The sequence below is a fragment of the Pseudomonas sp. NFX71 genome (assembly GCF_048079215.1).
Classification (GTDB): Bacteria; Pseudomonadota; Gammaproteobacteria; order Pseudomonadales; family Pseudomonadaceae; genus Aquipseudomonas; species Aquipseudomonas fluorescens_B.
The window spans coordinates 363,556-384,138 of record NZ_CP182230.1 but is presented as its reverse complement, the minus strand read 5'-3'; the positions used below and the strand labels follow the sequence as shown (position 1 = coordinate 384,138).

General features: G+C 55.0%; 17 protein-coding genes. 8 read left to right on the top strand and 9 right to left on the bottom strand.

What is annotated here, in order from left to right:
* Positions 1 to 51 precede the first annotated feature (51 nt).
* Both ACM1ZW_RS01780 and ACM1ZW_RS01775 read right to left on the bottom strand, forming a co-directional pair.
* Positions 52 to 1,128: a diguanylate cyclase gene (locus ACM1ZW_RS01780; RefSeq protein ID WP_031319072.1), complete on the bottom strand. Its 1,077-nt coding sequence runs from the start codon at positions 1,126 to 1,128 to the stop codon at positions 52 to 54.
* A gap of 157 nt (positions 1,129 to 1,285) precedes the next feature.
* Positions 1,286 to 1,894, bottom strand: a complete 609-nt coding sequence (locus tag ACM1ZW_RS01775; RefSeq protein ID WP_414879280.1) for a TetR/AcrR family transcriptional regulator — start codon at positions 1,892 to 1,894, stop codon at positions 1,286 to 1,288.
* Positions 1,895 to 2,107: 213 nt separating this feature from the next.
* Between ACM1ZW_RS01775 and ACM1ZW_RS01770 the strand changes: the two genes are divergently transcribed.
* On the top strand, positions 2,108 to 3,148 hold the full coding sequence (locus ACM1ZW_RS01770; protein ID WP_416740074.1) for an MBL fold metallo-hydrolase: 1,041 nt from the start codon (positions 2,108 to 2,110) through the stop codon (positions 3,146 to 3,148).
* 137 nt (positions 3,149 to 3,285) lie between these two features.
* On the top strand, positions 3,286 to 4,764 hold the full coding sequence (locus tag ACM1ZW_RS01765) for an amidase family protein (RefSeq protein WP_416740073.1): 1,479 nt from the start codon (positions 3,286 to 3,288) through the stop codon (positions 4,762 to 4,764).
* Between the two features lie 32 nt (positions 4,765 to 4,796).
* Here ACM1ZW_RS01765 and ACM1ZW_RS01760 read toward each other — a convergent pair whose 3' ends face one another.
* The 4 genes from ACM1ZW_RS01760 to ACM1ZW_RS01745 form a co-directional block, all read right to left on the bottom strand.
* Entirely contained in the window at positions 4,797 to 5,117 is a 321-nt protein-coding gene (locus tag ACM1ZW_RS01760; RefSeq protein ID WP_416740072.1) for a helix-turn-helix domain-containing protein, read from the bottom strand.
* The gene (locus tag ACM1ZW_RS01755) at positions 5,110 to 5,415 is read right to left on the bottom strand and encodes a type II toxin-antitoxin system RelE/ParE family toxin (RefSeq protein WP_416740071.1); all 306 of its coding nucleotides are present in this window, start codon (positions 5,413 to 5,415) and stop codon (positions 5,110 to 5,112) included. The genes ACM1ZW_RS01760 and ACM1ZW_RS01755 overlap by 8 nt, the downstream gene beginning before the upstream one ends.
* A 103-nt stretch (positions 5,416 to 5,518) precedes the next feature.
* Positions 5,519 to 5,833, bottom strand: coding sequence for a helix-turn-helix domain-containing protein (locus tag ACM1ZW_RS01750; protein ID WP_416740070.1), 315 nt, complete (start codon positions 5,831 to 5,833; stop codon positions 5,519 to 5,521).
* 82 nt (positions 5,834 to 5,915) lie between these two features.
* A complete protein-coding gene (locus ACM1ZW_RS01745) occupies positions 5,916 to 6,683 on the bottom strand; it encodes an AraC family transcriptional regulator (protein WP_416740069.1) in 768 nt (255 codons plus the stop codon).
* A gap of 112 nt (positions 6,684 to 6,795) precedes the next feature.
* On the opposite strand from ACM1ZW_RS01745, the gene ACM1ZW_RS01740 reads away from it, so the two are divergent.
* A complete protein-coding gene (locus ACM1ZW_RS01740; RefSeq protein WP_416740068.1) occupies positions 6,796 to 7,611 on the top strand; it encodes a sulfite exporter TauE/SafE family protein in 816 nt (271 codons plus the stop codon).
* Between the two features lie 6 nt (positions 7,612 to 7,617).
* Here the strand turns inward: ACM1ZW_RS01740 and ACM1ZW_RS01735 are convergent, their stop codons facing one another.
* The 3 genes from ACM1ZW_RS01735 to ACM1ZW_RS01725 form a co-directional block, all read right to left on the bottom strand.
* Positions 7,618 to 8,607: a hypothetical protein gene (locus ACM1ZW_RS01735; protein WP_416740067.1), complete on the bottom strand. Its 990-nt coding sequence runs from the start codon at positions 8,605 to 8,607 to the stop codon at positions 7,618 to 7,620.
* 291 nt (positions 8,608 to 8,898) lie between these two features.
* Complete coding sequence (locus ACM1ZW_RS01730; RefSeq protein WP_416740066.1) at positions 8,899 to 9,408, bottom strand: Bro-N domain-containing protein; 510 nt, start codon at positions 9,406 to 9,408, stop codon at positions 8,899 to 8,901.
* A 389-nt stretch (positions 9,409 to 9,797) separates the two neighbouring features.
* Positions 9,798 to 10,169, bottom strand: a complete 372-nt coding sequence (locus ACM1ZW_RS01725; RefSeq protein ID WP_416740789.1) for a very short patch repair endonuclease — start codon at positions 10,167 to 10,169, stop codon at positions 9,798 to 9,800.
* A gap of 516 nt (positions 10,170 to 10,685) precedes the next feature.
* On the opposite strand from ACM1ZW_RS01725, the gene ACM1ZW_RS01720 reads away from it, so the two are divergent.
* Genes ACM1ZW_RS01720 through ACM1ZW_RS01700 form a run of 5 tightly spaced genes read left to right on the top strand, consistent with a single transcriptional unit; the run spans position 10,686 to position 20,520 of the window.
* Positions 10,686 to 13,352, top strand: coding sequence for a sigma-70 family RNA polymerase sigma factor (locus ACM1ZW_RS01720; RefSeq protein ID WP_416740065.1), 2,667 nt, complete (start codon positions 10,686 to 10,688; stop codon positions 13,350 to 13,352).
* Positions 13,349 to 14,881: an ATP-binding protein gene (locus ACM1ZW_RS01715; protein WP_416740064.1), complete on the top strand. Its 1,533-nt coding sequence runs from the start codon at positions 13,349 to 13,351 to the stop codon at positions 14,879 to 14,881. The genes ACM1ZW_RS01720 and ACM1ZW_RS01715 overlap by 4 nt, the downstream gene beginning before the upstream one ends.
* Complete coding sequence (locus ACM1ZW_RS01710) at positions 14,881 to 17,757, top strand: Z1 domain-containing protein (RefSeq protein WP_416740063.1); 2,877 nt, start codon at positions 14,881 to 14,883, stop codon at positions 17,755 to 17,757. The genes ACM1ZW_RS01715 and ACM1ZW_RS01710 overlap by 1 nt, the downstream gene beginning before the upstream one ends.
* The gene (locus ACM1ZW_RS01705) at positions 17,741 to 18,751 is read left to right on the top strand and encodes a PD-(D/E)XK motif protein (RefSeq protein WP_416740062.1); all 1,011 of its coding nucleotides are present in this window, start codon (positions 17,741 to 17,743) and stop codon (positions 18,749 to 18,751) included. The genes ACM1ZW_RS01710 and ACM1ZW_RS01705 overlap by 17 nt, the downstream gene beginning before the upstream one ends.
* Positions 18,748 to 20,520: an AIPR family protein gene (locus ACM1ZW_RS01700; protein WP_416740061.1), complete on the top strand. Its 1,773-nt coding sequence runs from the start codon at positions 18,748 to 18,750 to the stop codon at positions 20,518 to 20,520. The genes ACM1ZW_RS01705 and ACM1ZW_RS01700 overlap by 4 nt, the downstream gene beginning before the upstream one ends.
* Positions 20,521 to 20,583: the final 63 nt, after the last annotated feature.

The following is a 20,583-nucleotide window of genomic DNA, read 5'->3' as shown; positions in this document are numbered from 1 at the left end:
TGGACTGAGGTCCACTATAGCGCCACTGCCCGGCAAGCCGCGCAGCTTTGGCTAAATCGCCAGCGTGACCGCCGTGTTGCGCTCGGTATCGCGGGTGGCTACACAGATTTTATTGCGGCCGGTGTTTTTGGCGGTATAGAGGGCTTTGTCCGCGTCATCGAGCCAGGCGATGGCATCGGTGAAGGACGGGTGAAAAGCGGCCAGGCCGATGCTCAGGCTGACCCGCAGTCCGGGAATCTCCTGATGCCGGTAGTCATGCAGCACCTCACGTAGGCGTTCCATGACATCCCGCGCCTGATGCAACGGCATGCCGGGCAGGATCACGCAGAATTCGTCACCGCCATAGCGCCCGGCCAGATCGCATTCGCGCAGGTTGCGCTTGAGCTCGGCGCTCAACTGGCGCAGCACCGAGTCACCGACGATGTGCCCGTAAGTGTCGTTGATGGGTTTGAAGTGATCGATGTCGATCAAGGCAATCGCGGCGGGTTGTTGGTGTTCGCGACAGTGGTGGAATTGCAGTTGCAGCAGGTCTTTCCAGGCGCCGTGGTTGAGCAGGCCGGTCAGACTGTCAGTGCGGCTCAAGGCACTCAAGGCGCGTTTGTGTTCGGACAGTTTGATCGCCAACCGATAGCAGACCATGCCCACCGCCCACGGGTAGAGCGTGAGGATCGGCAGGCACGCCCAAATCTGTACATTGGTGGTCGTTGGGTTGAACATCGCGCCGAACAACAGCCAGGCAATCATGACGCCCGTCGCTTGGGTCAAGGTGCCGAGCATGAACAACCGCAGGCCTCCCGTGGCGACGTTGTTCATCGCCATCATCGCCAGGATGGTCACTGTCGTGAGCGGGTTGAACTGAACCGTCGCCGCCCAGAAACCGCCACACAGCGAGTCGAAAAGCAGGTTGCGGCGTTCGGTCTTGTAGGGAAAGTTCGCGCGGATCGACAGTTGATAGGCAACGTGGGGCCAGACAAAGGCGTTCACCAGCATCCACGCCCACACCCAAAACGGCATGTTCAATGGAGACAACGCAGCGGCCACGCTGATGCAACCGACGCCAAGGCCAATGGTTCGGGGCAGGTAAATGCGTCTGGCAAATGACAAGCCCTTGCCGCGTTGGTTTTCCATAGTGTCCTGCGCCAGATTCATTCTGAAACACATTGCCGTGTTTTATTCAGAGCTACCGTTCATCGGTCAATCGCGGACATTGTCATTTATTCCAGCGGGAATAATCAGTGTCCTTCCAAGCCATTTAATAGGGGCCAGGGCGCAGTGAACGCTTGATTCAGAGCTGATAGCAGGCGAGGAACATGTCCAGCGCAGAGTCCACGACGGTGCTCTGCATCTCGGGCGAAAGGCCGGGCAGCCCCATGGAAATCTGCGGCCAGAAGGCAAAGGATTTAAGCATTCCCTGAATCTGTTGGCCGGCAAACCCCGGGTCGACCGGCTTCAAGCGTCCATCGGCCTGAGCGGCACGAATCCACACGGTCAAACCTTCTTCACGCTCGCCCATTCGCGCAACCATGTTCTGCGCACGCTCCGGGGAATGGATGGTGGCCGCGATCGCGACCCGCGCCAGGTCGAGAAAATTGTCATCGCCCATCATCTGCAATTTCGCCATCAGGATCAGGCGCATCTGATCGCGCAGCGGCAGGTCAGGGCGGTAGGACGTTTCTTGTTCGGCCGTCACCCGCGCCCATAACTGATTGAGGATTTCGGCGAACAACTCTTCCTTGCTGGGGAAGTGGTTGTACACCGTGCGCTTCGACACGCCAGCGGTGGCGGCAATCTTGTCCATGCTGGTGATGTCGAAACCGTTGGCACGGAATTCGGCAATCGCCGCTTGGATGATCGCTTCGCGTTTTCGGTCGGTCAGGCGCTGTGGAGCTGTCATAAGTACGCTTCGGCAGAAGAATTCAGGAATTACACTCAGCAGTTTACTTGTGATCGGCTTTGATGCAACCTAGAAACTACACTGTGCAGTGTAATGTTTGGTTAATCCTGCACAGCCAAAAATAGAGTGTTCGGCTGATGCGTGCGTGCCTTGGCCATTTATCGTCCCACCGCAGAAACTGCCGACTGTGCGGTTTCCTGGAGTCATTCCGTCATGGCCAATTCCACCAACGCCTCTGCGCCTGAAGCTTCCCGTCAGGTCGACGGGGCCTTCAAAAACCATGCGCCCGTGCAGCGAGAAGGCTTTCGCAAAATGGTACGCATCATGTGGAGCATGATCTTCCACAAACCGCGCAACACCCGCCCAGCCACGGCTGTCCCGGTGCAACGCCTGACCCACGATGCGTTGATCGCCGCGCCTAATCACAGCGTCTATCGCCTCGGCCACTCCACCGTCATGCTCAAGCTGCGGGATAAATTCTGGATCACCGACCCGGTCTTTGCCGACCGCGCTTCACCCGTGCAATGGGCCGGTCCGAAACGCTTTCACCAACCGCCCATCAGCCTCGAAGAATTGCCACCGATCGAAGCGGTGATCCTGTCCCACGATCACTATGACCATCTCGATTATGAGGCCGTGCTCAAACTGGCGGACAAGGCCAAGTACTTCCTCACGCCGCTGGGCGTCGGCGACACCCTGATCAAGTGGGGCATCGAACCCAGCAAAGTGCGCCAGCTCGACTGGTGGCAGGGCACCGAAGTCGACGGCATCCAGTTTATCGCCACCCCGTCGCAACATTTTTCCGGCCGTGGCCTGTTCGATGGCAACAGCACACTGTGGGCCTCGTGGGTGATGATCGACGCCCACACGCGGATCTTCTTCAGCGGCGACAGCGGCTACTTCGACGGCTTCAAACGCATCGGCGAACAGTACGGCCCGTTCGACCTGACGCTGATGGAAACCGGTGCGTACAACGTTGAGTGGCCGCATGTGCACATGCAGCCTGAGCAAACCCTGCAAGCACACATCGATCTCAAAGGCCGCTGGTTACTGCCGATTCACAACGGCACCTTCGATCTGTCGATGCACGCCTGGTTCGAACCGTTTGACCGGATCCTGGCACTGGCCTGGGAGCGCAGCGTGTCGATTACCACGCCGCAGATGGGTGAGGCATTCAACGTGATGTATCCGCAGCGGGGGAGTGTTTGGTGGTCCGAGGTCGAGCAGCAGGTGTATCAGGAGAGTGTTGGCTGAGCGGGCTACAGATGGGCGCGAATATTCATACGTGATGCAGTGCCAGGAGATGACGGACATTTCCAGCGGCGTCTGTAGGCTTGAAAAGCGAGTGAGCTTATTCACTCGCTATCAGTCATCACGAGGATCTTTATCACATGGATGTAACGCGAAACGACGCTACGCAAAGGCTGACACCCCAGTCGGGGCTGGAATATTCAAGTGTCGACGAACTCGGCCAAAGAATGGAGCGTAATCAGCTGAGTGCTGTAGCGCTCGTGCAGCACCTGCTGCACCGGATCGAGGCGCTGGATAAACAGGGACCGGCGATCAACGCGATCATCGAACTCAACCCTGATGCATTGGCCATTGCCGAAGTGCTCGATCAAGAGCGACAACGAGGGCACGTACGGGGTCCTTTGCATGGCATTCCCGTATTGCTCAAAGACAATATCGACACGTCCGATCAGATGCAGACCAGCGCCGGTTCATTGGCCATGGTCGGTCAGCCGGCCGCTCAAGATGCTTTCATCGTGCAACAGCTCAGAACAGCAGGGGCGGTGATTCTCGGGAAAACCAACCTCAGTGAATGGGCGAATTTCCGCGATCCTGCCATCCCCGATGGGTGGAGCAGCCGAGGTGGGCAAACCAAAAACCCGCACGTGTTGAGCGAATCGCCTTACGGCTCAAGCTCAGGTTCCGGCGCGGCGGTTGCCGCAGGTTTCGCGCCGCTGGCACTCGGAACGGAAACCGTCGGCTCGATTATCGCCCCGGCGTCCGTCAACGGCGTGGTCGGCCTCAAGCCTACCGTGGGCTTGCTCAGCCGCAGCGGCATCGTCCCGGTGAGTCAAAAAGTCGATACGCCCGGGCCCATGGCGCGCACCGTTCGGGAGGCGGCACTGCTGTTGAATGCCATATCCAGCAACGATGACGCCGAACCGGTCAAAAAGCCGCACGCCATCAGCGGCGTGGACTATACGGCTTTGCTGGTCCCGAATGCCTTGGTGGGACGGCGCATAGGGTATCCCGTCAAGTTCGAGACCAGCGGCGAGGCCGTACAAAGCGACCCTCAGTTTTCCCGTGCGCTGGAAGTCATGCAAGCCGCAGGGGCGACATTGATTCCGGTGGTGTTTGATGATCCTCAATCCCTGTCGCCGGAGGAGGTGGAAAACGGATTCCAGATGGGTATCAAGCGTGATCTTCCTCGATACCTCGCTAAACGAAGCGGTCTTGCAATCCAAAACCTGAAGGATCTATTGCAACACAACGAGCACGCCACCGGCGCCGAGGGTTTTGGGCAAGCCACGTTGAACGCGGCCAACAACGTTGATTTTGACGAGTACGCGTACAACGAGTTGTGGCAAAAAATTCAAAGCGAAAATGCGGCTGCCATCGACAACGTGATGCTTGAGCATCAGCTGGATGCCGTAGTGTGGGACGTGGGCTCCCCAGGGTTGAACGTCACTGCGTTGGCTGGTTATCCCGGCATCATGGTGCCTTCCGGGGCAGACGATTACGGAGTGCCGACCTCGGTGTTCTTCTTCGGGACTCAGTGGAGCGAGGCCCATCTGCTGGCTATTGCTTATGGGTATGAACAAGCTTCCAACGCAAGGCCAACGCCTGCGTTCAAGCCGTAAAGGCTTCTAACGCAAACACTGGGATTTTTACTTCAGGTGAAAACCACCTCAATTCGCCCCTCTTTTCTCGATCGAGGGGCTGACTTGACCACGATCTGCACGTCTCGCCCAAGCAGGGATAAGCATTCCATCATCTTTGCTTCACTAATGCCGCGAAACTTCCCGCGCAACATTTCAGAGAGCTTGGGTTGGGACAGACCCAAAATTTCAGACGCTTGAACCTGAGTCAAATGGCGAGCCTTTATGATTTCGCCAATTTTTGCGGCCAGTTGGGATTTGATGCGCATTTCATTGGCATTGGGCGTTGAGAGGTCTTCGTAGACGTTGCCGCTGCTTTCTTCGATTTCAATCATGATCTGATCCTTTTGCATGGTCTTGCGCCGCCTGAAGTCTCTCCTTGATCAAATCGATGTCGGACTGCGTGGTTCTGATACCCGAAGTCGACTTCTTCTGAAAGCAGTGCAGAACATAAATGGCATTACCAAAACGGACGGTATAAACGGCGCGATAGCTGTTCGTATCGAAGTCCTCGACCACCTCAAGGACAGCAGCGCTACCAAAACCCTTTAGAGGCTTCGCGTCAGGGTGTTTTGCACCGCTTTGTGCCAAATCGAGTGCATAACCAAAAACGTCCTGTACATCGGCGGGCATCTGTTTGAGATCTTTTTTACTGCTACAAATCCACCAGAGTGACTTCCTTGTACTCATGCAAAAATATACCTATATGGGAATAATCGTCAATCGATGATTTCTTTCACTCAACCATCGCTAAATCCGTTCGCCCAACCGGTGCTGCCGACCCTTTCATATTCATCCCCCGCCCCGGCGCAAACCCCGGAAAGAACACCAACCCTTCCGACTCAAACCGATAAGCCAGCGCCAGTCGATCAGCCTCCGGCACATCACGGCGGGCCTCGAATCGCTCAATCGCGTCGACCGAAACGCCAGACTCCCGCGACAACTCATCAACACTCCAGCCCAGCATCGCCCGGGCCTGGGCGCAATGTGCAGGGGTGAATTGGAAGAGGGCGATACGTTCCAGGGTGATTTTCATCGCATAAGAGGCCATGGTGTTCTCCGGGCTCAAGAGTGCTTATTCAAAAAGTACTGTGATTTTGTACAGTTGTTTTGCGCCCGGATCAAACTCATTTTTATTTCGCACCCTCCAACCAGACGGACGGCGCCTGCCCCAACACCCGGCGAAACATCGTCGAGAACGCCGCCGGGCTGTCATAGCCAAAATCCAAAGCAATCCGCGTCACCGGCTCACCCACCGCCAACCGCGCGAGGGCCAACACCACACAGGCGCGCTGCCGCCACTGGCTGAAACTCAGGTCGGTCTGCTGGCGAAACAGGCGATTGAACGTGCGCAAACTGATGTGCAACTGATCCGCCCATTGTTGCGGCGACTGATGGGCATCGGGCCGCTGCAAAAAGCCCTGGCACAACGCAAGCAACCGCGCATCGACAGGCAGCGGAATGTGCAACGGCAAGTGAGCACTGCGCGCCAGTTCATGCAGCAGCAAATCAATCAGCGCCCCGTCGCGCCCGGCCTCGTCATACGCCAGCGCAATCTCCACCGCCTCCATCAACAAATGCCGCATCAACGGCGAAACGCTGATCACCTGACAACGACTCCCCAGATCAACCGCCCCCGGCTCGATGTACAAACTCCGCGTGCTCACCCCCAGCATCAACACCTCATGCGCCACCCCCGGCGGAATCCACACCGCCCGCTGTGGCGGCACCACCCAATTGCCGTCATGCGTGCTGACCTGCATCACCCCGGTCGCGCCGTACAACAACTGTGCCCGCCTGTGTGTATGAAGAGGCAACACCTGACCGTAGGAATAATCCGTACCGATCGCCACCACCGACCGTGGCGTGTCATCCAGCCCATTAATCGAAACATTGCGCATCAAGCGGCTTCCAGCAGTTGGCGTAAACGCAAACATTATTGGCTGACTTGCTGAAGCAGGCCAAGCCGCATCGCTCTATCGTCGACCGCTCCCAACCAATGGACGACGCGCAATGTTCTATCTCTTGCTGACACTCTTCGGCTGCATGACCGGCGTCACCGCCGTGCTGTTCGGCTTCGGTGGCGGGTTTGTCGTCGTGCCATTGCTGTACCGCATGCTCATGGCCAGCCACGGTGCCGACGACCCGATTGGTCAATCGGCAATGCACATCGCCGTGGCTACTTCGACCTGCGTGATGATCGTCAACGCCATGGTCGCCACCGTAAAACATCACCGTGCCGGTAATCTGATTCGCCATTACCTGTGGCCGCTGGGTGGGTTTATCGGAGTGGGCGCGGTGGTCGGCGCAGTGGCGGCGATATGGGTCAGTGGCGAGGTGATTCGGTATGCCTTTATTGCCTACCTTGGCGTAACCATTGTGGATTGCCTGTTCAGACGTGGATTTCTGACGCACACCGATAACGCACTCCCACGGCGATTGGGGAGGGCGGAAGTATCCGGTGGCGGTGTAGGAATCGGCGCCATCGCCACATTCCTCGGCGTGGGCGGCAGCGTCATGACCGTGCCGTTGTTGCGGCGTTGCGGGTTGAGCATGTCTCAGGCAACGTCCATGGCCAATCCACTAAGCCTGCCCGTGGCGCTGGCCGGGACGGTGACTTACATGGCGATGGCGGGGTTCACTGAGTTTGATCTGGGCGCGTGGTTTGTCGGTTATGTGGATGTGCTGGCGTTTGCGGTTTTGACGATGGGGTCGTTGGTGGGCATTCGACTGGCCACGCCGTGGATCGGGCGGATTCCGGATCGAATCCATGCGCGGGTTTACATTGGTTTGCTGGTGTTGGTCATGGTCAGCATGTGCCTGAGTTGATCACGGTTACTTCGCCTCCAACCCCGGCGCTTCCCGAATAATGAAGTGATCCAGGTTCTCGATATTCGCACTGAACACCCCGAACGTCTGCTCGGGGTTTTTCTTGCTCGGCACCTGCTTCAACTCCGGCGTCACGCCATAAAAGAAACAAAACAACTGCGCTTCACTGTCGATGGCATGCTTGATCTCCTCCAGAAACGCTTTGCGCTTGCGGTAATTCTCGATCAGCTTCTTGCTCAGGTAAACGTTGACCGAATACGGCTTCTTCTTCGCCTCATCCGCCTGCTTGAACCAGACCTTCTGCTCAAAATCGATGCGAAAGCTCTGGGTGTAATCCTTGATCTCCTTGATCTTGCCCCAGTAAATCAGCCCCTTGTTGTCCGTCAGGTATTCAATCTTCTTGAAGAACGACCCATAAGGCGCCGTGTGCTCGCCAATCTTCAGCGGCATGCGCTTGAGCAGGTCCTTGTCCTCGAAGTTCGACACGAAGCACTCCACCGGGTGAGCGAAGATGCTGGTCTTGTCCGGTGCTGATTCGTGGCTTGGGTGCTCGACGTCACTGGCCTTTGTCGGCGGTTGCAGGTCCGCTCGCATCACATCTGTCGCGACCGCCGGGTTCGAGGGCTTACGCACATACTGACGCCGAGTCAGCAACAACTCCGACGGAAAATGCTCCTCACGGCTGTCATCCGTTTCCGCACCGTCCGCGTCCACACCTGACGCCGACGCCTTGAGACTGACATAAGGACAATCCGCCACATGTCGCGTGCTGGGCATGTTCTTGAAGTGCGGGGTGCGAACGTAATTCACGTTTTTGGCGTTGAAGGTCGTCAACACATTCGCCGCATCGAAGGCCAAGCGGCAAGCGTCGTTGGGACACTGGAAGTGTTCCTTGGCGGAATCGAACTCCATGGTTTCGTCGAAATTCAGATCCCGCACGTCATAGATCGACAACTTGTCGTCGAGGCTGAGGCAGTAGGCGAGGTCGAATTTCATGGCGGGCTCGGGTCCTTGAGTGGGGAAGGGTATTAATAGCGGGAGGCGGGGCGGGTTGCACTGAATGTTTTCAAAACACCGCAAAACCCGCGGCGACACACAAACCCTGTGGGAGCGAGCCTCCTCGCGATTCCCAACATCACCACAGCAACCAAGTCAGGCACGAACCTGTGGCGAGGGGGTTTACCCCCGTTGGGTCGCGAAGCGGCCCCAAAAATTTGAACATGACACATCAACCAAATCCGCTGCCCAAAACTCAAGCAGCGGATATTCACTTCATTGCGTAAACGATCAGAACCCTCGCAAAACTCGCGACACCTTCCGCCACCACGATCCGCGCTGATTGAAAGGATCATCCGCCAACACACAAGGCATGTCCCGCAACCGAATCCACGGTTCATCCTGCCAGTGCAACATGCAGAGCGACATCTTAGGCCAGTCCAGGACACTCAACGTTGGCCGTTCTACTGACCGCGATGGACGCGCATCACGTAGCGCCGGAACAACCTGGTGAGTCAGCCATTCCCTTAGAAGTCGGTACTCCGGGCAATAGTGATAAACCAGTAACGCATAAACGCCGGACTCGCTGATCATCAGTCGTTCTTCGGCAATACCCTGAGCCTCCACGAGCATCATCCGCCGCTGATCTGCATCCAGCTTGCGTGACATGCGTTCGTCCAGATGTTTGCCCATCAATCGTCCCAGGTCGTGAGCACAGAACCACACCTGATTCTCCAGGAGGAGGGCTCGAAGACAGGTGCCGTGACGAAGGAAGAGGGTTGAAACGAGCGGTTCAGACATGGCGAACCTCCTGAAACGGAAGCGCGCGATTGGGCATACGGATACGGCAAGTCACCTTCATCGTGAAGGTCGGAAGGTCAGGCATTTCCTTTACCTCTGGCTGCTTTCTTAGGGCATTCGTTATGGGTGTCGGGAGCTAAGAAACCCACCAGAGACGGGCCGGACATATTCCCCTTTCGGGTCTTGTATTCGCCCACTCCCGACATAACGGGGATTTTCTCGCAGGCGTAGCAAAACCGCAGGCGAAAAAAAGCCGCTGACTCTCGGGTGCGGATGACCGCTCTGGTTGAGGCGTTTCTTAGGCGCCGAATTGAGAGCCTAGGGGGTCAATGCCGGACGGTCAACCCTTCAAAATCGTTCATCATTTTTCCGCCGAGAATGTGTAGGGCTTAGGCATTCAAACCAAACGTTTTCTGTATCTCGGTACGTAGGACTTCTCTGTTTTTGGTGTGGCATTCCCAAATGATCACCACTTTCCAGCCACGTGCGATTAGTGCCTGCTGTGCATCAAGATCTCGCTCGACGTTCTTTGCCAATTTTGGTAGCCAAAAATCCAACCTGCTCTTAGGCGTATACGCATACTTGCATCCGGGGTGCCTATGCCAAAAGCAGCCGTGGACGAATAGGCATAGCCGGTGCTTGGGGAAAACCAAGTCCGGCTTACCTGGCAGATCCTTTCGATGCAGACGATAGCGAAGCCCCAACTCATGACACACCGATCGCACGAGTATTTCAGGTTTCGTGTTTTTGCCTTTGATCATCGACATGATCTTGGAGCGGTGCTCTGGGGTGACTGTATCTGCACTCATTCAAATTATGCGTCCGGGCTTGTCCATTGACTCAACTTCTTGATCTGTATCGCCTTAGTTAATTTAGCTTTCTCTTTGCTGAAGTTCGCGCAGGTTGATCCCTATAGTGACTGGATTCATTTGCACAATGCAGCAACCTCTCCTACGGGGACGGTACCGATACGCTCCGCTTGGACTCAAGATTTTTCAATCACCGTTGGTTTTTTTGTTCCGGGCTCCGGCGGCGGCTCCGCTCTTCCTTTACGCGCTTATGACAAGTGGATATTGTGAATGGCATTGGGCCATTTCAAGCCTCTTAATGCCATATCCACATAATTGATTTCTGAAGGCCTTACATTCAATTACTTTGTCCTTGAGGTCATGCCAGCTTTGAGGTTGGCTATGAGTCGCGAGTCTTAGAGGAGTGCAACATGGACAAGGATTCGCCCCTGAAAATTGATATCTGCATCCAACTCATCTCTCTAGTCAATGTTGCGGAAGCGACTTATGAGGCGAGTTCATGGGTATGTCGGTCGCTCCGTGGTTAAGCTCAACCCTCTGTTGCGCATGGCGACCATCGCCGGTGTCGAGGTCGCAGTCAAACTCCACATAGCGCGGGGTGACGACCTCAACGCACGCGACGGAGGAGGCGCTACTCCTCTGATGCTGGCCTGCGCTCGAAGGAAAAAAGGCATTGTGCAGCTGCTTCTCGCTGCTGGCGCGAAGCCGGAGCTTCTCGACCCCGAAGGCCGGAACGCTCTCCAACACGCGGAGATGGGGAAGTGTGCCCAATGTATCGCTCTGTTGAGAGAGGCTCTTGACTCTTCTGTCCAGGTAAATGAAAACGACGTAACTGATGAGGATTCGCCTCAGACCGACGTGCAGGCGACGGAGTCCTTTCATCTCTCCTTTTCGAGTGAATCGTCGTATCACAATGCAGAGGATGCAAGGACTGATGTGGCGTCTCAGGTCGATGAAGTCGTTGTGTCTGACGCTTTCCCAGTAGCTGGGTCCGCTATATGCGAGGAGCGGCCTTGCCTCCGAGCAGGCGAGCATGTCGTCGTGAATGGCGAAGCAGAGACACGTTCAAATCTAATTGACCTAGACGATGAGCCTCTCGATTTTGGATTCGAAGATGATTGGGTAGCGGAGCCCGAAGCGATTGCCCCAAATGGGGACATGACCGTAGCCGAAGAAATCGGCACGCTTCAAGGAACGATAGGTCATCACAAGGCGATCGACACCGATGTGGAGTGGGACGATGTCGATCTGTTTCTTCCAGAAAGGGCGCTTCCGTTAGCGAATGATGATGGCGAGGGTATTCGTGGCTTGCTCTTCCGGGGATTGCGCGAAGGTACTGTATCCGAGACAGCTCTTATCGATGTATGTCGAGAAGTTGACACTTCTCGCAATGAAGATACTGAACGTCTTCTGACTTTCGTTTTGGGCGATCTCGGCATTGTGATCGATGAGTGGACGGGGTCGGCCGAGCAGTCGGATCTTCTTGAACCGACTGCTGACGAAGAACTTGGGCTATCAGAGGCTTTGGAGTTCGTTGAAAACCTCGCATCAGGTCGCAATGAGCCGCTAAGATTCTACGCAAAGGGGTTGAAAAAAGACCTACTCCTGGCAGCAGAGGAATTAGCGTTAGGCCGGGAAATGGAGGACGCAAAGAGGCAGGCGCTGGATGCGCTCTCGAATTGGCCCTTGGGCCTTAGCGTCGTTTTTGAAGCTGCCGACAAGGTAGCTCGCGGCGAAGCAAGTCAAGAGGCGTTCATCTCTCGAGATGATCTTGTTGGCGAAGGTGAGGGTAGCGAGAGCGCTAGTGAGACATCTTCCGGTGAGGATGTTGAGCACGAGGACGATGAATTCGGACTTGATTCGGTTGCAGCAACCTTTGTCTCTGCAGTTTCAGCTGCACGTTCTGCCGGCAATGACTCCTTGAAAGTCCGTGATGCACTTGCTGCCGCCAATCTTTCCCGAGTTTTTTTCATCGAGATTTCGAGAAAGGCAGATTGTGATTTGGCAGGTGCAAGCTTCTCTGCTGCAATTCAACGCCAAGAAGCGGCGCGGGAAAGGATGATTCTTTCCAACCTTCGTTTGGTGCTTTCTATAGCCAATAAGTATCGGTGGTCTGAGCTTCCTTTTGATGATCTTGTGCAGGAAGGCAATATAGGTCTAATGAGGGCGGTCGAACGCTTCGACTGGCGCAAAGGATTCAGGTTTTCCACTTACGCGACCTGGTGGATTCGCCAGCAAATTACGCGTGCAATTGCTAATCAGGAGCGAGCGGTCCGTGTTCCCGTTCACATGCAAGACCTGGCGAGGAGTATTTTACGTGAACGGGATAAGTTCGAATTTCAGAGGGGAGGAGCTGAAAGCGAGCGCGAGACATCCCATCGGACGGGGATAGCCCTCGATAAGCTCAAGCTTCTTTTGACGGTATTCGAGAAGGTCAGCAGTTTGGATGAACGCTTTGAAGGCTCCACAACCTCCCTGCTCGATATCCTTATGGAGGAGGAGCCATCAGACCCGGCGATTGCTGCAGAAAACGCTTCTTTACGGGCAATTTTGTTAGACATGATTGGAGAACTTGACGAGCGTTCGGCCAAGGTCATTACTCTCCGTTTTGGCTTGTGCCAAGATGACGCCATGACCTTGGAAGAGATTGGTTTATTATTTGATGTTACTCGTGAACGTATTCGACAAATCGAGTCCAAGGCACTTAAAAAACTATGCCATCCGATAAGAATGGAAAAGTTAATCCTGTATGTGGGCGACTACTTCGAGGTAAAACAGTCCCTCTCCTCCGGGGACCAGTCAGGGGAAGTCATAACTGGCCGTGCCAAAAACTTTGGTGCAAATGAGCCTCCTCATTCGGTAGCTGAGAGTTTGGAGATTATCCATCAGATCTTAGATGAGCCTGCTTTGTCCGAGTCTCAGGAGGAGACAAGTGTCATTCCTCAGGAAGGACGTTTATTCGATCTTCTAAATGAAGCTAGGGCCCTTGGCCTCAGCGTTGAAGAGCAGCCTTCTGGTGATGGCCGAATTCACGTATTACTGCCAGCACAGCAGGATGCGCAAGTTCGTAAAGTAGCTCGCCGAATGGTTGATATTGGTTTCTCGCTTCTTTCTGGAACTACCTACGTCAAATGAACGAACGCACCAGGTATGCCCCGCCGCGAGCCGGCGCAATGCTAGAAGCTTTACGTGGTCTCGGATACTCGACTGCCGCAGCTTTAGCTGATGTGATCGATAACGGTGTTTCCGCCGGAGCGTCAGAAGTTCATGTTACGTTCGACTGGGATGGCGATAGAAGTCGAATTTCCATCTTGGACAACGGACGAGGCATGGACGACGCCGAGTTAGAGGCCGCAATGACGCTTGGCGCTAAGAATCCTCTCGATGACCGTGCACCTAATGATCTTGGTCGTTTTGGGATGGGCTTAAAAACCGCATCCTTTTCTCAGTGCCGCTGTCTCACTGTTGCGTCTAGACGGATGAGCGGCCCAGTTTCTTGCCTGCGTTGGGATCTCGATGCCATTGCGGCATCGACGGACGTTGGGTGGAGGATGTTTGAAGGAGCAGCTCGTGGCTCCGAAGCTTTCGTTGAGCCGGTCGATGCACTCCACTCCGGGACAATAGTACTCTGGGAGCAGTTGGACCGAATTGTAACTCCTGGCTATTCCCTCGATCACTTTGCCGACTTGGTAGACGATGTTGAACTTCGTCTGGCAATGGTTTTTCATCGCCTTTTAGAAGGAGCGAGCCCGGTTATCCGGCTTTTCCTCAATGACAAGTTGGTCAGTCCATGGGATCCCTTTATGACGGGGCACCCTGCGAAGCCGTGGCATTCGCCAGTCGCCCGAATCCTCACGCCATCAGGCCTAGTGGAGGCTCAATGCCACGTTTTACCACACAAAGATCGGCTTTCCGAAGATGAGTTCCGTAAGGCGGGGGGGGCAGAGGGGTGGACGTCTCAACAAGGATTTTACGTATATCGGAACCGTCGTTTGCTTCTAGCAGGCGGGTGGCTTGGGATTGGCCAGGGACGCGCATGGAATCGAGAGGAGCCTCACCGGCTTGCCAGGATCAGGTTGGACATCCCTAATACTGCCGATTCTGCTTGGAAGATAGACGTCAAAAAGTCCACTGCCCGGCCTCCCGTGACAGTGCGTCCATGGCTTACGAAATTGGCTGAGGATACGAGAGAAAGAGCTAGAAGAGTCTTTGCTTTTCGGGGTACGCCAATGCTTGGGCCGGGAGGTCTCAAGGTTGAGCAACAGGCATGGCGTGTCGAGAGGCTTAAGGATGGTGTGCGCTACCGCATCGACGAGAGACATCCAGCAGTGGCGGCGGTGATTGAGGCTGTTGGCGTTAATGCTGACCTCGTTCGGGCCATGCTACGGGTTGTAGAGGAAACAGTGCCTGTCCAAAGAATATGGCTCGACACCGCCGAAAACAAAGATACCCCTATAACCGGCTTCTCAGGAGAGTCCGAAACGGCTCCTGACGGCGTCCGAACTGTCCTCCTGACGCTTTTTAAGGACATGGTGGGGCGACGTGGAATGAATCCCGAAGCGGCCGTCAAAGCCTTGTCCTTGACGGAGCCTTTTCAGAACTACCCTAATCTCGTCGCGTCCCTTCCGAGCCTCGCGGCAATACCCCTAGAAGGGACTGCATAATGACGGAAGAGCAGAACAAGGTATTTCAGCGCGTCGTTAGTGTCGCTCAAACTTTCTTGGTCGAGGCTATGGAGAATGGCTCGGTCACGCCGACCCTCATCGCCGAAAAAGTCGACTTTGTCGCGACGCATATGGCCCCAGGCGAAAATGTCGACCGGAAGGAGGCCGTGGCAGAACTCATTCGTCGATTCAGCCTATGGATCGGTGGAGCGTCCACTCTGTCAGACAAGACTGGCCATAAGGACTGGCTTAATGCCGCTCGCAAAAGGGACTGGCGTTACTGGCAGCGCTACCGCGATTTCCTTGAGAGTAAGATGTCTGTCAAGGCCGTGGATGCTCTAGATGATGCGACGAATAAAATTCTCGAACTGCTTGAGGATCCTCTTCGTGAGGAAGGCTGGGATAGGCGCGGGCTTGTCGTTGGACATGTCCAGTCCGGCAAGACGGGCAACTACACTGGCCTGATATGCAAAGCGGCTGACGCGGGATACAAGATCATCATTGTGCTTGCCGGCCTGCACAACAATCTGCGCTCGCAAACCCAAATTCGCCTTGAAGAAGGCTTTCTCGGCTATGAGACCTCGGCGAAGAATGATGTCGTCCGCTACATCGGAGTAGGCGAGAACGGACGTGACGCCGAAATTCGCCCAAACTGCGCGACCAACCGCTCGGACAACGGCGACTTCAATACAAAAATCGCGAAACACCTAGCTATCTCCCCTGAGCAGAGGCCTTGGCTATTCGTCGTCAAAAAGAACAAGACGGTGCTTGATCGTCTCCTGAAATGGATTCGCAACCATGTCGCGGACTCCAAGGACGCTGAAGGTCGCCCGCTAGTCTCAGGCTTTCCTCTGCTTCTGATTGATGACGAGGCTGATCACGCCTCCGTCGATACCGGGGACCAAGTCGTAAGCAAAGACGGCTCAGTGGACGATGAATACCAGCCGAAGGCGATCAATAGCCGCATCCGAAAGATCCTCCATTCCTTCTCCCGAAAAGCTTACGTGGGGTACACCGCAACACCGTTCGCAAACATTTTCATTGATCGGAGGAAGGCGACGAAGGAGGAGGGGCCCGACGTGTTCCCGCAGTCATTCATCATCAACATCTCTGCACCCTCGAATTACATCGGCCCTGCCCGTGTCTTCGGTCTGCGCGCACCAGAGGGGCGGGTCGGCGGTCTGCCGCTTACTCGCGAGATTGACGATCAGGCAGCCGGCACAGGTGAAGACGGCTGGATGCCTCCTAGGCACGACAAGAACCATGTTCCCCTGTTTGAAGGGCGTGACGAGGTACCCCCATCCCTCAGGGAAGCGGTATCGGTTTTCGTTCTGGCGTGCGCCGTCCGTGTTCTGCGCGGACAGGGCCGCCAACACTGCTCGATGTTAATTCACGTAACTCGTTACACCGCCGTTCAGGAGGAGGTTCGCCGTCAAGTTGAGGATCTTGTGAAGAGCTATCGCCAGCGGGTGGAGCGCGGCTTCGAGAAAGACAAGCTGATGGCGGAGTGGCGGGATCTCTGGGAGTCCGACTTCGCTCCGACGTCGGCCGCTGTGGCGACGGCCATGGGGGAGACTAGCGAAGAGTTCAACCTCCCCGGGTGGGAGGAGGTGGAAGCTGTTCTTGCTGATGTTCTGGGGGATTTGGCCAACAGCGTCAGGGCGATCAACGGTTCGGCCGGGGACGTACTTGATTACGCTGAACGCGAAGAGACCGGCCTCAAGGTAATCGCCGTAGGCGGAGACAAACTCGCCCGAGGCCTGACTCTCGAAGGGCTCTGCGTCAGCTATTTCGTGAGAACCACGAAGATGTACGACACCTTAATGCAAATGGGTCGCTGGTTCGGCTACCGGCCTGGATACCTCGATCTCTGCCGTCTCTACACAACCTCCGATCTCGTCGAGTGGTTCGGGCACATTGCCGATGCAGCAGAGGAGCTTCGCCAAGAGTTCGACATCATGGCTAAGGTACATGCCACCCCAGAGAATTACGGCATGAAGGTTCAGTCGCACCCCGTTCTCATGGTTACCTCGCCGATCAAGATGCGTAGCGCAAAAAGTTTGCAGGTGTCCTTTTGTGGATCGGTTCTTGAGACAGTCGCGTTCCATCGTGATTCGTCTGTCATCGAGAGAAATCTAGTAGTCATGGAGAGGCTCCTCGAAGCTGCCGGAGTTCCCGCAGAAAAAGATGAAATCATACGCAAAAGAGGCGATAGCGCTCAGGAGTGGAAAGGGTTCCTCTGGGATAACGTCCCAGCAGAGCACGTTATCGAGTTCTTCTCCGGATATCTGACTCATCCTGCCGCGCGGAAGGTGAACAGCGCCGTCTTGGCTGACTTCGTTAAGGTGATGGCAGCGAAGGGGGAGCTTACGTCCTGGACCATTGCTCTTGTAGGCGGCAGCGACGGAAAGGATCGCATATTTTGCGAAAAATACGCTCTGGAAAACATGATCGTACGAAACCAAAACCCAAGTTCGAAAGGGGAGCACTACTCCATTGGGCGACTTCTTTCGCCCAGAGACGAATCGATTGATCTCGATGAGGATGCTTGGATGGCTGCTCTAAACCTCACCGTCGACGATAGGATGATGGATCCTGCGCGAAGAACCGAGGAGACAGGCAAGGAGCCACCTAAAGCACCGAGCGGTGTCTTCGTGCGACAGGTTCGAGGGTTGGGTGCAAAAGGAGTCCTCGGTCATCCCGAGCGAGGACTTTTACTTATATACCCCATTGACCCGAGCGGTGCAGGACTCCCTGAGGACGCTGTTCCCGTCATCGGCTTCGGTGTGAGCTTCCCTGCGAGCCGCTCGTCGACAACTGTCAAGTACGAAGTGGATCACCTGCTCTGGGAGACTGAGTATGCGCCGGCCTATTGACGAGTTCATCGCAGCTTGGGGCGCACTGTCCGGTAGTAAAGGAGAGGAGGGTGGCTGGCTTGGTATTCCGGTGGCTTCCGTCGGGACTTGCGAGCTCATGGCTGCCCGGCGTTGCCCTGGCAACGAAGAGTCTCTTCTTGCTCGCTTCCCGACGGCCCGACTCGGATCGTCCGAGCGCCTGCCTGAGGGCAGAGGCTTCGAGGTCGTCCGGGCGGATCCTCGTGGCGACGGCAAGACGTGGATAGCGCTGTCACGCAAGGAAGCCGGCAGCACCGAACTGTTCTCAGAGATGGTCGGTGACGTCGCCGGAGCCATGGATGCTTGCGTTGCAGAGGGCGAGGATGCTGTTTTGCGGACGATGTTGCGCAGGGTTCGAATGTGGCAACAGTTTATGTCTCGCGGACCTGTTCCACTCAGTCCTGAGGCTGAGCTTGGCCTAATGGGAGAACTCGCCTTTATGGTTACTCTTATAAACTCTGGAGTTTGTGCTGAGGAAGTGCTCAGAGGCTGGGTTGGGCCCGACGATGCTCTGCAGGATTTCCTATTGGGTGACGGAGCGGTTGAGGTAAAGGCAACAATGTCCTCATCTGGCTTCCCTGTGAAGATAAGCTCCCTTGAGCAGTTGGATGACTCGGTGGCGTCGCCCCTCTTTCTCGCTGCCGTACGGTTTGCTTCTGAGGATGGCGGGCTCACCCTTCCTGAAATGGTCGAGCAGGCCTCGCGTCTTCTTCGCGAAGTGCCAGAAGCGATCAACTTCCTTAAAGATAGGCTTATGGTTGCCGGATATTCCGAAATTCACTCGAGCAATTACACACGCAGGTTCGAACCGAAGGAGACGAGAATTTTTGCGGTATCCGAGGGCTTCCCTCGACTGACCACGGGAATCGTTCCTGTTGGTATCACGCGAGCCCTTTACGAAATCAATCTGGACCACGCCGGAGAGTACCTCTTGGACCTCGACTCGGCTCTGAAACTTCTAGGAGTAACTGGATGACGCTTGATGATTTTTTCGCAGAGACCAAGGGCGAAATAGCGAACCAGATGTCTGACGGCGCCCCTTTTGGTGAACTCATTTTCTCTGAAGTGGTGATGCAACACCTTGCTGAAGCCGGAATGACTTTCGATCCAGTTGTGTGCCACTTTCAGGGGAAAGTTGGCAATGCGAATTTACGCTTAAGCGGCTATGCAATGTCTGAAGACGCTGACCAGCTTGACCTGTTCGTAAGTTTGTATGAAGGCTTTGAAAGCCTGAGTCCGGTTTCCGATCAAGATATCAAGACTGCAGCGGCCCAATGCGTTCGTTTCTTGGAACTCTGTGCAGCCGGGCGCATTGCCGAAAAGCTCGATCCATCAAGCGACGTCCATTCCCTAGCGCTGACGATTCGAGAAATTTACGACGGGCTTGAACAGGTTCGTGTTTATGTACTTACGGACGGTATAGCCAAGTCCAAAAGCTTCCAATCTCGAGAAGTTGGCGAAAAACTTGTGAAACTTGAGGTGATGGATATTGAGCGACTTTATCGCCATCGTTCTGAAGGCAAGCCTCGTGATGAACTTGTCGTTGATTTCAAAGATGTGTCAGGTTCTCCACTACCCTGCGTTTTCGTCCCAGGTGAAACAGGAGATTATGACTATGCTCTTACCGCAATTCCAGGTGAGGCGCTGCGATTTATCTATGAGAAATTTGGACCTCGCCTGCTTGAGGCCAACGTGCGCTCATTCTTAAGCGTGAAGGCGAAAGGTGTGAACGCAGGACTACAGAATACTTTACGGAATGCCCCTGAAAGATTCATGGCTTACAACAATGGGATTGTGTTAGTCGCTGATGAGATGCGGTTGGGTCGCGCCGTAGATGGATCGCCGGGCATTGCTTGGTTACGTGGCATGCAAATTGTAAATGGCGGCCAAACCACAGCTTCAATTTTCTTTGCCAAGAAAAAATACGCAGATACGGATTTGAGCAAGGTTCGCGTCCCAGCCAAAATTATCGTTATGAAAGAGCAGGATCCTGCAAAGGAAGAGGCGCTGGTCTCCGACATCTCGCGTTATGCCAACAGTCAAAATGCTGTTCGGCAATCAGATCTATCAGCCAACAAGCCGTTCCATGTTGAGATTGAGCGGTTATCGCTTTCCGTATACTGCCCTGATGGTATGGGCCGATGGTTCTACGAAAGGGCCGCGGGCAGTTACAACACTCTACTTTCACGTGAAGGTGTCACTCCAGCTAAGCTTCGCGCCCTGAGAGACTCTGTACCAACTTCGAGGAAAATAACAAAAACTGAGTTGGCGAAGTACTCCACTGCGTGGGATGGGCAAGCTGATGTTGTCAGTCTCGGCGCACAGAAGTGCTTTGATCGGTTCATGTCTGGCATGGCTGACGTTGAGGCTAAAGGTACGGTTTTTACTCCGGATGTGTCTTATTTTAAGGCTATTGTCTCGAAAGCTTTGCTGTTCAAGGCAGTTCACAAGACTGCTCGGCCGTTGGTGCCTGCCTTCCTCGCGAACGTTGCTGCTTACACTGTTGCATTAATTTCTCAAGCTTACGGCAATTCCTTTAACCATGAGCGTGTCTGGAGCAGACAAGGTATTTCTCCTCAGCTAGTCAAACAGATCGAAATTTGGGCTAGGGAAGTCAATGATCGTCTTCATGAGACGGCAAATGGCAGGATGATTTCTGAATGGGCAAAGCGTCCGGAGTGTCGAGAGGCTATGTTCTCTCGACCGTTCTCCCCTCCCTTGGCAGATATTCCTGAGACGCTCTGACATCCCATGAGCTAGAGAGAAAGGCCAAAACCATGGGCGCAGGGTTAATTAGTAAGTCGTGAA

Excerpts from the sequence above, each read along its gene's own strand:
- ACM1ZW_RS01780 (WP_031319072.1), bottom strand. The coding sequence starts at position 1,128 with ATGGAAAACCAACGCGGCAAGGGCTTGTCATTTGCCAGACGCATTTAC.
- ACM1ZW_RS01775 (WP_414879280.1), bottom strand. The coding sequence starts at position 1,894 with ATGACAGCTCCACAGCGCCTGACCGACCGAAAACGCGAAGCGATCATC.
- ACM1ZW_RS01770 (WP_416740074.1), top strand. The coding sequence starts at position 2,108 with ATGGCCAATTCCACCAACGCCTCTGCGCCTGAAGCTTCCCGTCAGGTC.
- ACM1ZW_RS01765 (WP_416740073.1), top strand. The coding sequence starts at position 3,286 with ATGGATGTAACGCGAAACGACGCTACGCAAAGGCTGACACCCCAGTCG.
- ACM1ZW_RS01760 (WP_416740072.1), bottom strand. The coding sequence starts at position 5,117 with ATGATTGAAATCGAAGAAAGCAGCGGCAACGTCTACGAAGACCTCTCA.
- ACM1ZW_RS01755 (WP_416740071.1), bottom strand. The coding sequence starts at position 5,415 with ATGCCCGCCGATGTACAGGACGTTTTTGGTTATGCACTCGATTTGGCA.
- ACM1ZW_RS01750 (WP_416740070.1), bottom strand. The coding sequence starts at position 5,833 with ATGGCCTCTTATGCGATGAAAATCACCCTGGAACGTATCGCCCTCTTC.
- ACM1ZW_RS01745 (WP_416740069.1), bottom strand. The coding sequence starts at position 6,683 with ATGCGCAATGTTTCGATTAATGGGCTGGATGACACGCCACGGTCGGTG.
- ACM1ZW_RS01740 (WP_416740068.1), top strand. The coding sequence starts at position 6,796 with ATGTTCTATCTCTTGCTGACACTCTTCGGCTGCATGACCGGCGTCACC.
- ACM1ZW_RS01735 (WP_416740067.1), bottom strand. The coding sequence starts at position 8,607 with ATGAAATTCGACCTCGCCTACTGCCTCAGCCTCGACGACAAGTTGTCG.
- ACM1ZW_RS01730 (WP_416740066.1), bottom strand. The coding sequence starts at position 9,408 with ATGTCTGAACCGCTCGTTTCAACCCTCTTCCTTCGTCACGGCACCTGT.
- ACM1ZW_RS01725 (WP_416740789.1), bottom strand. The coding sequence starts at position 10,169 with ATGATCAAAGGCAAAAACACGAAACCTGAAATACTCGTGCGATCGGTG.
- ACM1ZW_RS01720 (WP_416740065.1), top strand. The coding sequence starts at position 10,686 with ATGTTGCGGAAGCGACTTATGAGGCGAGTTCATGGGTATGTCGGTCGC.
- ACM1ZW_RS01715 (WP_416740064.1), top strand. The coding sequence starts at position 13,349 with ATGAACGAACGCACCAGGTATGCCCCGCCGCGAGCCGGCGCAATGCTA.
- ACM1ZW_RS01710 (WP_416740063.1), top strand. The coding sequence starts at position 14,881 with ATGACGGAAGAGCAGAACAAGGTATTTCAGCGCGTCGTTAGTGTCGCT.
- ACM1ZW_RS01705 (WP_416740062.1), top strand. The coding sequence starts at position 17,741 with ATGCGCCGGCCTATTGACGAGTTCATCGCAGCTTGGGGCGCACTGTCC.
- ACM1ZW_RS01700 (WP_416740061.1), top strand. The coding sequence starts at position 18,748 with ATGACGCTTGATGATTTTTTCGCAGAGACCAAGGGCGAAATAGCGAAC.